The sequence below is a fragment of the Natrinema hispanicum genome (assembly GCF_900111485.1).
Taxonomy (GTDB): Archaea; Halobacteriota; Halobacteria; order Halobacteriales; family Natrialbaceae; genus Natrinema; species Natrinema hispanicum_A.
Genome location: NZ_FOIC01000050.1, coordinates 1 through 12,778 on the forward strand (window position 1 = coordinate 1; position 12,778 = coordinate 12,778).

A 12,778-nucleotide genomic window follows, 5' to 3' on the forward strand; every position below is an offset into this window, starting at 1 on the left:
TCTCACGGTTCATGTGGCCGCCATCGGGCACGGCAGACTGTCTCTGGTGCTCGAGTTCACTGGAATCGCGCTCGCTGGGACATCCCTGTACGTGAAGGTCAACCTCGGTAATCGGTTCGCGACCCGTTTCTCTCCAATTGCTGTTGCGACGTTCATGTTCGATCCGCCAGGCTTCGCCACCAGTATCGGGGACAACCATCACTCGTCGGCGACGGCCGTTGATCATCGTGTACTCGAACACGAATTCGACGGTCGGTTCGGTGGACTGGTCACAGCCGCCATCAGTTGCGAGACGTGGATCGTTATCGGCATTGATGAGTAGAATTCCGTCCTCGGTCTCGAAATTGTAGCCTCGGCTATCGTCGTCGGCGATAATGATCTCTGAGCCGTCGGTCGCTTCAATGTCTCCCGGTTCGTAGCCGGCGACGGCGCGGGCCTCCGCTCGCAGGCGCATCTCGCGAGCGCCTTCGCACTCGAGTTGTTCGGCACGCTTTGCGACAGCTTCGTGATCGTTGACGAACGTCATTGGTCGCCCACCTCGACAGCGCCGACGATCGCGTCAGCCATCGTCTTGAACAGGTACTGCACGTCGAAGCCGCCGCGACGGTTGGCGATGTAGTCGATCCAGTCGTCGATCGTCTTCTCGACGTCCTCAAGGTCGTAGCGGACGGTGCGCTCGCCGTTCTCGATAACGTGAACAGACTCGTCGGTCGTCCGGTAGACGTGGTGTGCGCCCTCGTTGTCGATGCCGACGGAAATGTAGTCGGAACGTGGGTCGGTGGTCTGTGCTTCCGAAACCGTTTCGTGGGTTCGCGGTTGAACACTCATTGTCCTTCTAGCACGGAGGACGCAGGTCGGGTGTTCCAGCACCCGGCCGAGAATCGGTTTTCCCAGCCCCCTGCGCCTCACAGCTACTACTCTATCAGCCAATCTATTAAACCTATTGGTTGTAGGTTATCACCAGTAGGTTTTTGGCCATTGCCATCAACTTATCATACACCGATGAGTATAGCAACCAAATCCATGGACGCAGACGATATGCGCGATGCTGATTGGGCGATCCTTAACGTGCTTCGCGAAGGGCGTGCAAATGCACCGCTTATCGCCGAAGAAGCGGGCTACTCTTCACAGTACGTCCGAGAGCGACTTGGGCGTCTGAAACAGGACGATATCGTCAAGCCACTGGGGCATGGCATCTATGAGATCAACGAAGACGAAGTACCAGAGAGCGATCACGATGAGTGACCAGCAGCCGCTGTCAGACCTCGAGGCACGATTCGATATCAAGTCACTATTTTGACATAGCTCAAAGTCCTTACACTGAAACTACTGTGAGCATCACCTCAAGCCAATGAACGACATCCCCCAACCGGCCACAAGACCATTTTTTAATGATTTACTCGGCTCTGCACGTTTATGAGTGAGTTCGATAAAGGATCTAAAACATCTGTTTTCAACCGTCTCGGAAGACGACCAATTGCTCTGTACCTCGATTGCAGCCGTCGTTTCCGCCAGTACCCGCACCAGATTGGTGATCCCAACAGGAAGCATCGACAAAACGCTATCAGAAATCTCTGTCTTCAGCGGTTCTGTACGCCTCTGACGACGCCCACATATAAACGTGCAGAGTCGAGGTCTTCATAGAAGTTCCAAGAATACTGAGTGTCACTCTATTACAATCACATTTATCATGATACGATTAGTTAGAATATCGCAATGACATAATGACATGGAATAGGGAGATACACGAATGCGAGTGATAGCACACCTGCGAGCACGTGCGGACACGGCCTACGATAATACGTATCACCACAAGCTTCGAGGCCGAATCTGGAACGCGCTTGACGGGACCGAATACGACGAAATACACGACGAGGATCGACCGAAGGGATTTACATACAGCAATCCGTTCCCTCCGGGAGATATGCGGGAGGGCGACGAGCGAACGTTACTCGTAGCGTCGCCGCACGAAGAACTACTCGCCAACGTCGCGGCCGATCTCAAAGACGACCGGGAGTTAAATATCGGCGAGATGCCCTTCCACGTTGATTCGGTCAACGGGCTGGCGACCGACGTAGGCGAACCGGGCACGTCGGGCACGATCGAGACGGGAACAGGTGTACTGGTTCGGATTCCGCCGTGGCGCTTTGAGGAGTACGGCATCGACACCGACCACGACGAGGCAGAGTTCTGGCGGCCCCAACATACGATGGAGCCGTTCCGCAACCAGATTGAAAACAACCTCGACAAGAAACACGACCTGTTTTGTCCCGACTACCTGCCCGGCCCGTCCGAGACCGACGGCGATCTGTTCGACGGGGCAGACCTTATCAAGACGTTCTCGATCCCAGTAACCGTGACACAGGGCCAACGCGAGACATGGGTGTTGAGCAAATGGCGGTTCGACTACACCGTCCGCGACGACCACCACCGACGCCACCTGAATCTCGCGCTCGACACCGGTATCGGCGAGCGAAACTCGCTCGGGTTCGGGTTCGTCAACATCACCGAGAAAGAGGACCAGCGATCGGGCCGGAGGGAGCGCGTCGATGCTTGATCCTGACGAGTTCTACGACGAGTACCAGCCCGAGAAATTGGAGGGCGAACTCCCGGAGCGACCAATCTCGTCGCTTCGAGACATCCAGCACCTCTACGGCCGCCTCTACACGCTGGCGACGGCCGGTGGCGGTGACTACGCGGCGTATCTGACACCCGACCAGGCCAACGACCTGATCGGCGCGGAAGAGAGCCTAATCGTCGTCCGGGTCGATCTCTCCGACGACCAACCTACACTTGACGCAGATGAACCCGTCAAGATCACTCAGTACACCGACGACCTCGTCCAGAAAGTCGCCCACTGCAAGTACAACGCCGCGCGCGGGATTGACCACAGCGTTACTCACCGCTCGGGACGCAACAGCGATTCTGAGAAGTTGGCCCGCTACGCCTGCGAGCGCCTGACCAAGTGGGCGACTGACGATATCGTTCAGGATGTTGCCGACGAACACCCGGATGGAGAAGTCATTCGCGGGCTAGCAACCGTCGGCGATGAGGAATCGAACCTCGACCGAATCCGGTCTGCAGTCAAGGCCGAACTCGGCGGTTCGACTACGGCACTCCTAACCGTACAGGTTCGACGAGAAGCGGGTGCGGACTACGAGTGGCCCGGCGACGTGCCAGTGTTCAACGAGGCGATGCGTGCACGGAAGCTCTCGAAACTGGTCTCGAAGGGACAGGCGACGAACTCCGCTGGCCAGGCCACCGATCTGATCAGCGGTGAGCGCACCCGAACCGTCGGCACTGCGGAGGATCCGCTCAACTACTTCCTCGGCAAGCAGATGGAGAAGTTCCCGGGATTAGATCCGGACGAAGCGTGGCGGAGCCACCCCATCTCCGAAGACGGGGCAGTCACGCTGATGAACGCCGAGGAGTTCGTCGACGCCTGTTCCTACCGGACGTTCAACGCCGACGTGTACTACCTCCCGTACTTCCTCGGTCGACCGACGCCTGCGGAAACCTACAACCTGTACGCGGCCCTTCACAGCGTCACACAGGCCGACGACATGGGTCCGGTCCAGACGCTCTACGACGAGTTGGGAGATCACGAAGCGAATTCCGAGGGCCGACTGCGGTTTTACGTCGCAGCAGTCATGAAACACCAGATGTCCCGCTTCGACGTGTACGGAGAGACGCTGAACGGGCGGATCCACTACCCGACTGCGGTCGGGGAGCGACACGAACAGATCACGGAAAGTTGGGTCTTCGACGAGAACGACGACAGAAACGGGGATCGAACACCACCGATGCCCTCCCATAAGGAGTGGTCGCTTACCACGTATCAGGACTTCCGAGAGATGGTCGGATCGGGAGCCTATCTTTACCGGACGTTCCCCTTCACTGACGAGGACACCGATGCGACGGTCGACGACGAGCGAATCGATGTCCACGTCTCGATACTTGCCGGCGACCCCGTACCGCGGACCCAACTCGTCAGCGCCTACGTCGAGCGACTGCTCGATCGAGACGGCGACGACGTGCCGGAACTCCTGATCGCCTCCCAGTTCGCACAGTTGTGCGCGCTCGAAAACGCCGATCTCGTCACGACGGACGCCGGCGATGCCGAATCGACACTGATCGACGGTCCCGATTACGACACCATGGAACCAGAACACGCGCGAACCGACGGCGGCACGGCCGCCCTCGATCGCACTGAGAAGCTCGAATCGTTCATCGAACAGACTGACGGTCTAGACGACCCCGAGCGGAAGGGTGCGTTCCTGCTTGGCACGCTCGTCGGCCAAGTCGGTACCTACCAGCAGGGCTACCACGACCGGTCTACGACTGTCATCGACCAGTACCCGATCAAGTCGATGACCAAAACCAAGATCAAGCGCATCACCCAGGAGGTAATCGACAAAGACGTCGTCTACTCTCGGGAGCTGGCCAAGAAAGGATCGAACATCAACTCGACGATGTACAAGGAAGTCACGAACGCCATCGTCGAAACCATGGCTGGAAACGATCCGTCGGGCTGGGAGATCAGCACCGACGATCTGCGCTTCTACTATGCCCTCGGCTTGACCTACGGCATGAACGACCGATCGACGAACGAGGACGACGCAACGACCGACGACGAAACCGACGACGAAACCACCGACGAATCCCCCGATACCAATGAGTGAACACTACCCCACTGTCTCGAACAGATCCGAGATCGTCTTCGCGTACGACGCAGTCGACGCGAACCCCAACGGCAACCCCCTCAGCGGCGCGAACCGACCGCGAATCGACCCCCATACGGATCAGGCGATCGTTACCGACGTTCGACTCAAGCGATACCTGCGGGATCAATTACAGGACGACGGCCACGGCGTCTACATTCGCAACGTCAAGGAAGACGACGGCGATCAGGCGACCCGCGAGGACCTCCTCGAGGACCGGCTCAAGGATATCGACCTCGACGATGTCGACGAGGATGACATCGAGAACGCTGTCTTCAGTCAGTTCCTCGAAAACAGCGCCGACGTTCGCTACTTCGGCGCGACGATGAGCGTCGACATGGACGACGAGAAAGTCGATCACCTCCCGGATCACTTCACTGGTCCCGTCCAGTTCTCACCTGGCAAGTCGCTCCACCGAGTTATGGAAAACGAGGAGTACAACAGCCTCACCAGCGTCATCGCAACCGGCGACGACAAGGCACAGGGCGGGTTCGACCTCGACGACCACCGGATCCAGTACGCGTTCATCGGATTCCACGGGCTCGTCGACGAACACGGGGCCGAGGACACGCTCCTGTCGGATCGGGACGTGCGGCGGCTGGATACGCTGTGCTGGCGTGCGCTGAAGAATCAGACGATCAGCCGGAGCAAGGTCGGACAGGAACCCCGGCTCTACCTCAGAGTCGAGTACGCCGACGAGAGCTTCCATCTCGGCGGGCTCGATCAGGACCTCGAGCTCAACAGTGAGGAATCTAACCCTGTCGAGGAACTCCGGAACGTCCGCGATATCTGTGTCGACGTGACAGCACTGCTCGAGCGACTCGAGGGTGCATCCGATCGGATCGACACCGTCCATGTCGTCGCCAGCGATGTCCTCGAGGTCTCCATCGACGGTGATACGGGCGGCCACGAGTTGCTCTACGACGCCCTCGAATCGGCCGTCGGGAGCGAAGCCGTCCGCGTGATCGACGTGTACGAGGACGCGAAGGCGACCGCCCCGGAGGAGTGACCTGTGACCGAGCACGCACCGGCCGCGTCGGGGCTCCCCGATGGCGCTGAGACGTGCCTGTCGTTTACCGTCAGCGGGCCCTGGGGGCACTTCCGGCGTATCGAGGGTAACATCGTGAAACAGACGTATCGGGTCATCCCGCGGACGACTGTCGCCGGCTTGATCGCCGCGATGCTGGGCATCGAACGCGACGGCTATTACGATCTGTTCGCCCCGGGCGAGTCGCTGGTCGCAATCGAACCGACGAGCGAACTGCGGACGATGAAGCTACCGATGAACACGCTCTCGACCGCCGACGAACATCTGGCGTCGCTGAACCCCCGCGGGAAACTTTCGATCAAGCTCCCCGATCCGTCCAAGCCCCGACAGCAACACAACTACGAGGTCCTCGTCGATCCTGCCTACCGGATCGACGTGTGGCTCGCCGACGACGAGCGGTACGACCAACTACGCTCGCTGCTCGAGTCGGGGAAGTCGTACTACGTTCCGAGCCTTGGTCTCTCTGAGTACTTGGCGACAGTCGACTACCACGGTGAGTTCTCGATCGAGCAGGGGCCCGGCGGTGAGACGGTTACTATCGACTCGACCGTCCCCGAAGCCGTCGACTCGATCGTTCCCGAGCCGGAGACGCGCTACCAGATCGAGCAGACGCCCGCGTTCATGGAACGCGACGACGGTGGTCGGACGACCAGCGCGTTCGTCTCCTACGCCTACAACCCGGACGGTGGCTCGCTCACGTTCGCTGACCTGTCGACATACTCAGTCGATGACCGAACCGTGGTGTTCACCTGATGGTGGATGCGCCGATCTCTCATCCTGCCGAGGACGGCGACGAGGCGACGTTGCTCCTCGATCACCTGAACGAGGTAGCTAAACGGGTGGAATCCGTCGTCTCCGCGGACGCAACGACGATCGGCGGCGACCCGCTCACTGAGATGACGGCGATCGTGGCACGATGTCACGACTTCGGGAAGGCGACGACGTGGTTTCAGGAGTACGTGGTTGACGTGCGAGACACCAGTAAGCGGACGAACCACTCCCTGTTCGGGGCCTATCTCGGGTACTACGTCCTCGACCGGCTGGGCTACGACAGCGAGGACTGTCTCGCGGCCTTCGTCGCACTCGCGAAACACCACGGTCGCCTCCCCGATACGGAGGAATACGTCGAAAAAGTATCTCGGTTCGACAACACGAGCGAGGCGAGTAACGAACGCCAGCGAATCCTAGTCGAACAGGTAGCGAACGTCGACGACCATCGCCGGGAATTCGCGCGATCGTTCGTCTCTGACGCCACCGATGGTAATGGATCGTGGGATGAATTCGCCGAAGAGGTCGACGAGGAGGACGACTCCCTGTTCGAGACCGTCTACGAACACGTCTCCATGTTCGGTTTCGGTAACGACCGCTCGGCACCTTCCGACAAGTTCTACGAACTGCTTCTCCAGCTTTGGAGTGGACTGATTCTCGCCGACAAAACGGTGGCTGCCGGTATCGAAGACGGCAATCTCGACGCGTCCGAACCGGACGCTCGTACGCTCTCCGAGTACATCGCCGACCTGGGAGGAGATACCGACGAAGACAGTCAGGAAGACGCTCTCGATACGCTCCGTGACGAGGCGAGAGACGACGTACTCAACGGTGTCGAGCAGTTCCGCGACTCGGATACGTCGATTGCAACGCTGACACTACCAACCGGAATGGGAAAGACGCTGACCGGTCTCAATGCTGCTCTCGCGCTCCGAAGCGAGAATAAACGGGTCGTCTACGCATTGCCCTTTACCTCCGTCATCGATCAGGTTGCCGACGAACTCACGGACGTATTCGACACCGACGCTCGAGACGACCTGTTGACGATCCACCACCACTTGGCCGAGACGGTAACGAAACTCGGTGATCCGGATGACGATCCCGACGAGCATGCCCGACTCGCGGAGATGGTCGCCGAGAGCTGGCGCTCCGGAATGACGCTCACGACGTTCGTCCAACTCTTTGAGAGCCTCGTTGGCCCGAGCAACACCCAGTCGATGAAACTGCCGGCGCTGTACGATTCCGTGATCGTGCTGGACGAGCCCCAGGCGTTGCCAATGGAGTGGTGGAAGCTCGTCCGCCGGATCACGACGATCCTCACGGAAGAGTACGACGCGACGATCATCGCGATGACTGCGACCCAGCCGGCGGCAAACGACGAGGATGCGGCGTCTCAAGCCCTGTTCGACGACGCGTTCGAACTGGTCAACGACGTGGATAGATACTTCGATCACTTCGAACGAGTCGAGTACGACATTCACGATTCTGTACTCGCGTTCGACGACACCGACGCGACAGTAGACTATGAGACTGCTGGCCGGACGATCCTTAACGAGACCGGCGAGACCGAGTCGGTACTCGCGATCTGTAACACCATCGACAGCGCCACCAAACTCACGGATGCGATCGAGGAACGCGAAGCGGTCGTCGACGTTGGTCGGTGTCTCGAGTTGGAACTCGACGATGACGGAGCTGACGTGGACGCTCTCGTCAAACGGGTCGAGGCGACGCTCGGTTCGAACGAACGGGCACTCGTCCACCTCTCGACTCGCCTTCGCCCGCACGACCGCCTCGTGCTCATCGAAGCGACGAAGCGACTCACCGAGCGCGACGTTCCGCTCGTGGCGGTGTCGACGCAGCTCATCGAGGCCGGGGTAGACATCAGCTTCGATCGAGTGTACCGCGACATCGCACCGATCGATAGCGTCGTTCAGGCGGCGGGTCGGTGTAACCGATCGTTCGAGCGCGACCGCGGGATCGTGACGCTCTGGTGGCTCGCTCCACCAGCGGGCACGACCAAGACTCCAGCACAAGCCGTCTACGACTCCGAGGGAGTGAGTACGATCTCACTGACTTCCAGAACGCTCGACGCGATCGGCGCGAACGATGGAACCGTCGCCGAGCGGACGATGACCCGCGAGGCCGTTCAACACTACTACGGACTCGTCGCTGGCCGGAATCCAGGATCACCACAGTACGTCGAGTGGGTCGACGAGGCGAAAGCAGACGAACTCGGGACACTCTCACTGATCGGCCAGCGCGAGAGCGTGGACGTGATCGTCTGCCGAACGGACGCCGACCGAGAGCTTGTCGATGCGATGGAGTCGGCCGTGAGAGAATTCGACTACGACGCCTTCGGCAACCGTCGCGACGAAGCTAAGGACATCACCGTTTCGCTTCCGATCTACAGCCAAGACTCGTCCGAGGCCGAGACAGCTCGACACCTCGAACCGCTTGGTGATACCGACCTCCGTGTACTCAGGCGGCCACAGGGAACCTCGTACTTCGACACGACGAAGGGTCTCGCTGTGGACGAGCCAAGCGTCGACGATCGGTTTCTATGACCGACTCGTCGGCCGACCCCGTCGACCGGTTTCTCGACGCTGCCAGAGACGAGACCGCCGAACTCCCCTTCCGACTGACCGGCGTCATGTTCCAGTACTACGTCGTCTGTGAGCGTGAACTCTGGTTCCTCAGCCGCGACGTGGAGATCGATCGCGACACGCCAGCGATCGTCCGCGGGAGCGATGTGGACGACTCGGCATACGCCGACAAGCGCCGGGACGTTCGTGTCGACGGGATCATCGCGATCGACGTACTGGACAGCGGTGAAATCTTAGAGGTCAAACCCTCGTCGTCGATGACCGAACCAGCGCGGTTGCAACTGCTGTTTTACCTCTGGTATCTCGATCGGGTCACCGGCGTCGAGAAGACCGGCGTCCTGGCACATCCGACAGAGAAACGACGCGAGACGATCGAACTGACTCCGGAAACCAGCGCCGAGGTCGAATCGGCTATCCGTGGAATCTGTGAGGTCGTCAGCGCAGAATCGCCGCCACCGGCCGAAGAGAAGCCGGTCTGTGACTCGTGTGCCTATCACGATTTCTGCTGGAGCTGTTGATCATGAACGACAACTACCACGTGTTTTCCGACGGACGGATCGAACGCCAAGACGACACGGTGCGTGTCGTCACCGACGACGGCGAGAAAAAGTATCTCCCGATCGAGAACGCCGAGGCGATCTTCCTCCATGGCCAGATCGACTACAACACTCGTTTCGTCTCCTTTCTCAATCAGGAAGGAGTCGCAGTCCACGTCTTCGGCTGGCACGACCACTACGCTGGCTCGATCATGCCAAAGCGGGGCCAAACCTCCGGTCAGACGATTGTCGATCAGGTCCGAGCCTACGACGATCCGGACCACCGCCTCGAGCTTGCGAAGGCATTCGTCGACGGCAGTATCCACAACATGCGCTCGAACGTCACCTACTACAATGGGCGTGGACACGACTTTGAGCATGTGCTGGAGGAACTGGAGGATGCGCGGGCGTCGCTCGACAGAATGGGGACGATCGACGAGACGATGGGTGTCGAAGCGCGCGCTCGAAAGGCGTACTATTCGACCTTCGACGACATCCTTCCCGAGGGGTTCGTTTTCGGCGGCAGACAGTACAACCCACCGAACAACGAGGTCAACAGCCTGATTTCCTTTGGCAACTCGCTGGTCTACGCGAACGTCGTCTCGGCGATCCGTGCGACTGCACTAGACCCGACGGTCAGTTACCTTCACGAACCCGGCGAACGACGGTACTCGCTAGCGCTGGACATTGCTGACCTGTTCAAGCCGCTGCTGGCCGATCGGATCATTTTCAGACTCGTCAACCGCGGCCAGCTAACTATCGACGACTTTGAAGACGACATGAACTCCTGTCTCCTGAACGAAGGCGGCCGAAAGACCTACTCGAAAGCATACGAGGAGACTCTCGACGAGACGATTGACCACCCGGACTTGGGAAAGAAGGTGAGCTACCAGTATCTCCTTCGTGTCGAAGCGTACAAACTGAAAAAACACCTCCTGACCGGCGAGGAGTACGTCCCGTTCCAACGGTGGTGGTGAGTGTGGTCTACATTGTTGTGGTCTACGACATGGAAGCCGATCGTACTCACAAGATGCTGAAGTTCCTCCGCAGATATCTCACACACGTGCAAAACTCCGTACTTGAAGGAGATGTGACCAAAGGCGACCTCAAAAAGATCCGATCCGGCGTCGACGAAATACTCAAATCCGGAGAATCAACTATCATCTACCACGTCTCCTCTGAAAAGATGGTCGAGAGAACCGTCTTTGGTGACGATCCTGCCGCAGACGATCAGTTCCTCTGACTGTCCTCGGTTGTTCCATCGACCCCTGGGGGTACAGAGGTTATCGCAGGTCGACGGAAACGATGAAGTGTAAACAGTCAATAGAGCTATTTACGTGGTCTAACCGGCCATGGTTTCAGACGGACCCTTGTGGGGTCGAAGGCGAATCGCTTGGTTCGACTTCCCAAGTTGATCCGCTAGTTTCAGACGGACCCTTGTGGGGTCGAAGGCGAATCACCGATTTTGATTAGCGCCTGCGGGTTCGGTTTCAGACGGACCCTTGTGGGGTCGAAGGAGAATGAGTTGACAGAGTTCCGTATACGTCTGATTGTTTCAGACGGACCCTTGTGGGGTCGAAGGCGCAGCTACTACGACGAAGACATTCGAGAGTTGGCGTTTCAGACGGACCCTTGTGGGGTCGAAGGACAGACAGGAGTCGGATGAAGTGTCACCACACGCGGTTTCAGACGGACCCTTGTGGGGTCGAAGGCGTTCAGACGGCTCTATTGACCCACTGAGCGAATCGTTTCAGACGGACCCTTGTGGGGTCGAAGGTCGCTCGGTACGGCACTCGAGACAGGCAAAGGCAATGTTTCAGACGGACCCTTGTGGGGTCGAAGGAGAACTGGGAGGTTGAACGTGTCGCTGGCGGCGAGGCGTTTCAGACGGACCCTTGTGGGGTCGAAGGGGCGACCGCGGCGGCAAACACGATCGTGAGCGACAGTTTCAGACGGACCCTTGTGGGGTCGAAGGTGTCGATACCACCGCGACCAGTGGGAGGACGATCCAGGTTTCAGACGGACCCTTGTGGGGTCGAAGGAACGAACACGCAGACAACCCGGATTTTGACCCGTCGGTTTCAGACGGACCCTTGTGGGGTCGAAGGTCTCCCTCGATCCACTTGCCGAGGACGTCTCGCATGGTTTCAGACGGACCCTTGTGGGGTCGAAGGTGCTCCTGTTCGTTGTATGTCTTGTCCGTAACACGGAGTTTCAGACGGACCCTTGTGGGGTCGAAGGACGCCGCCGAGGAGCGAGGGGACAGCGCCGACTACGGTTTCAGACGGACCCTTGTGGGGTCGAAGGATCCGATGCTGTGGCGCGTCGGGAAGATCGTCAAGTTTCAGACGGACCCTTGTGGGGTCGAAGGAATATGCGGACTCTGATACGGAGTGGACAAACGTAACGTTTCAGACGGACCCTTGTGGGGTCGAAGGGAGGGCAAGCCGATCACGCTCGCCGACAGTCTCGAGTTTCAGACGGACCCTTGTGGGGTCGAAGGTGGGCGGCGATGACGTCCCGGACTTCGCGCCTCGGTTTCAGACGGACCCTTGTGGGGTCGAAGGGAGGCCTACATCCACGGCATCATTTCCTGATATACATGTTTCAGACGGACCCTTGTGGGGTCGAAGGGGCTGGGAAAGCACCCGCCGTGCGCTCGACGTCTCGAGTTTCAGACGGACCCTTGTGGGGTCGAAGGAAAATCGAAGCCGAGGAAGACGAGTCGCCGATCAAGTTTCAGACGGACCCTTGTGGGGTCGAAGGGAATCGAGAACTCATAGCAGGATGCTGAATGTGGGTGTTTCAGACGGACCCTTGTGGGGTCGAAGGGTGATCACGCCGATCTCGTGGACCTCCTCGAGGACTCGTTTCAGACGGACCCTTGTGGGGTCGAAGGCTCGACGACCTCCTCGACGAGACGACGACCCAGGTCGTTTCAGACGGACCCTTGTGGGGTCGAAGGAGAATGTGGAAACGAGTACCCTGTCGGTGGGGACAGTTTCAGACGGACCCTTGTGGGGTCGAAGGGCTTGCAGTCCATGTTTCCCCATTCCCAGGCTCTCGTTTCAGACGGACCCTTGTGGGGTCGAAGGGGGACTG

At 59.1% G+C, this 12,778-nt stretch carries 11 protein-coding genes and 1 CRISPR repeat array; of the genes, 9 read left to right on the forward strand and 2 right to left on the reverse strand.

Annotation, left to right across the window (positions count from 1 at the left end; all coding sequences use genetic code 11):
- Positions 1-526: hypothetical protein (locus BSG09_RS18935; protein ID WP_092935908.1), on the reverse strand; the 526-nt coding region annotated here is incomplete at its 3' end.
- Positions 523-828: a hypothetical protein gene (locus BSG09_RS18940; protein WP_092935910.1), complete on the reverse strand. Its 306-nt coding sequence runs from the start codon at positions 826-828 to the stop codon at positions 523-525. The genes BSG09_RS18935 and BSG09_RS18940, both read right to left, overlap by 4 nt.
- Before the next feature lie 174 nt (positions 829-1,002).
- Here BSG09_RS18940 and BSG09_RS18945 point away from each other — a divergent pair, with 174 nt between their 5' ends.
- From BSG09_RS18945 to cas2, 9 genes are all read left to right on the forward strand, one after another.
- Positions 1,003-1,245: a winged helix-turn-helix transcriptional regulator gene (locus tag BSG09_RS18945; RefSeq protein ID WP_223174772.1), complete on the forward strand. Its 243-nt coding sequence runs from the start codon at positions 1,003-1,005 to the stop codon at positions 1,243-1,245.
- Positions 1,246-1,750: 505 nt separating this feature from the next.
- Positions 1,751-2,557: a CRISPR-associated endoribonuclease Cas6 gene (gene cas6, locus BSG09_RS18950; RefSeq protein WP_092935914.1), complete on the forward strand. Its 807-nt coding sequence runs from the start codon at positions 1,751-1,753 to the stop codon at positions 2,555-2,557.
- Complete coding sequence (gene cas8b / locus BSG09_RS18955; protein WP_092935916.1) at positions 2,550-4,682, forward strand: type I-B CRISPR-associated protein Cas8b/Csh1; 2,133 nt, start codon at positions 2,550-2,552, stop codon at positions 4,680-4,682. Before cas6 ends, cas8b begins: the two co-directional genes overlap by 8 nt.
- Positions 4,675-5,730: a type I-B CRISPR-associated protein Cas7/Csh2 gene (cas7b, locus tag BSG09_RS18960; protein ID WP_092935918.1), complete on the forward strand. Its 1,056-nt coding sequence runs from the start codon at positions 4,675-4,677 to the stop codon at positions 5,728-5,730. The genes cas8b and cas7b overlap by 8 nt, the downstream gene beginning before the upstream one ends.
- Positions 5,731-5,733: 3 nt before the next feature.
- Positions 5,734-6,522: a type I-B CRISPR-associated protein Cas5b gene (gene cas5b, locus BSG09_RS18965; protein ID WP_092935920.1), complete on the forward strand. Its 789-nt coding sequence runs from the start codon at positions 5,734-5,736 to the stop codon at positions 6,520-6,522.
- On the forward strand, positions 6,522-9,101 hold the full coding sequence (locus BSG09_RS18970; RefSeq protein WP_092935922.1) for a CRISPR-associated endonuclease Cas3'': 2,580 nt from the start codon (positions 6,522-6,524) through the stop codon (positions 9,099-9,101). The genes cas5b and BSG09_RS18970 overlap by 1 nt, the downstream gene beginning before the upstream one ends.
- The gene (locus BSG09_RS18975; RefSeq protein WP_092935924.1) at positions 9,098-9,658 is read left to right on the forward strand and encodes a CRISPR-associated protein Cas4; all 561 of its coding nucleotides are present in this window, start codon (positions 9,098-9,100) and stop codon (positions 9,656-9,658) included. Before BSG09_RS18970 ends, BSG09_RS18975 begins: the two co-directional genes overlap by 4 nt.
- A gap of 2 nt (positions 9,659-9,660) precedes the next feature.
- Positions 9,661-10,653, forward strand: a complete 993-nt coding sequence (cas1b, locus tag BSG09_RS18980; RefSeq protein ID WP_092935926.1) for a type I-B CRISPR-associated endonuclease Cas1b — start codon at positions 9,661-9,663, stop codon at positions 10,651-10,653.
- A gap of 2 nt (positions 10,654-10,655) precedes the next feature.
- Complete coding sequence (cas2, locus tag BSG09_RS18985) at positions 10,656-10,919, forward strand: CRISPR-associated endonuclease Cas2 (protein ID WP_092935928.1); 264 nt, start codon at positions 10,656-10,658, stop codon at positions 10,917-10,919.
- A gap of 112 nt (positions 10,920-11,031) precedes the next feature.
- Positions 11,032-12,771: direct repeats of the CRISPR family, unit length 30 nt; unit sequence GTTTCAGACGGACCCTTGTGGGGTCGAAGG.
- The last annotated feature ends 7 nt before the right edge of the window (positions 12,772-12,778 follow it).

Bases quoted from the DNA above. Each gene is read 5' to 3' on its own strand.
- cas6 (WP_092935914.1), top strand. From the start codon at position 1,751: ATGCGAGTGATAGCACACCTGCGAGCACGTGCGGACACGGCCTACGAT.
- cas8b (WP_092935916.1), top strand. From the start codon at position 2,550: ATGCTTGATCCTGACGAGTTCTACGACGAGTACCAGCCCGAGAAATTG.
- BSG09_RS18940 (WP_092935910.1), bottom strand. From the start codon at position 828: ATGAGTGTTCAACCGCGAACCCACGAAACGGTTTCGGAAGCACAGACC.
- cas7b (WP_092935918.1), top strand. From the start codon at position 4,675: ATGAGTGAACACTACCCCACTGTCTCGAACAGATCCGAGATCGTCTTC.
- cas1b (WP_092935926.1), top strand. From the start codon at position 9,661: ATGAACGACAACTACCACGTGTTTTCCGACGGACGGATCGAACGCCAA.
- BSG09_RS18975 (WP_092935924.1), top strand. From the start codon at position 9,098: ATGACCGACTCGTCGGCCGACCCCGTCGACCGGTTTCTCGACGCTGCC.
- BSG09_RS18945 (WP_223174772.1), top strand. From the start codon at position 1,003: ATGAGTATAGCAACCAAATCCATGGACGCAGACGATATGCGCGATGCT.
- BSG09_RS18970 (WP_092935922.1), top strand. From the start codon at position 6,522: ATGGTGGATGCGCCGATCTCTCATCCTGCCGAGGACGGCGACGAGGCG.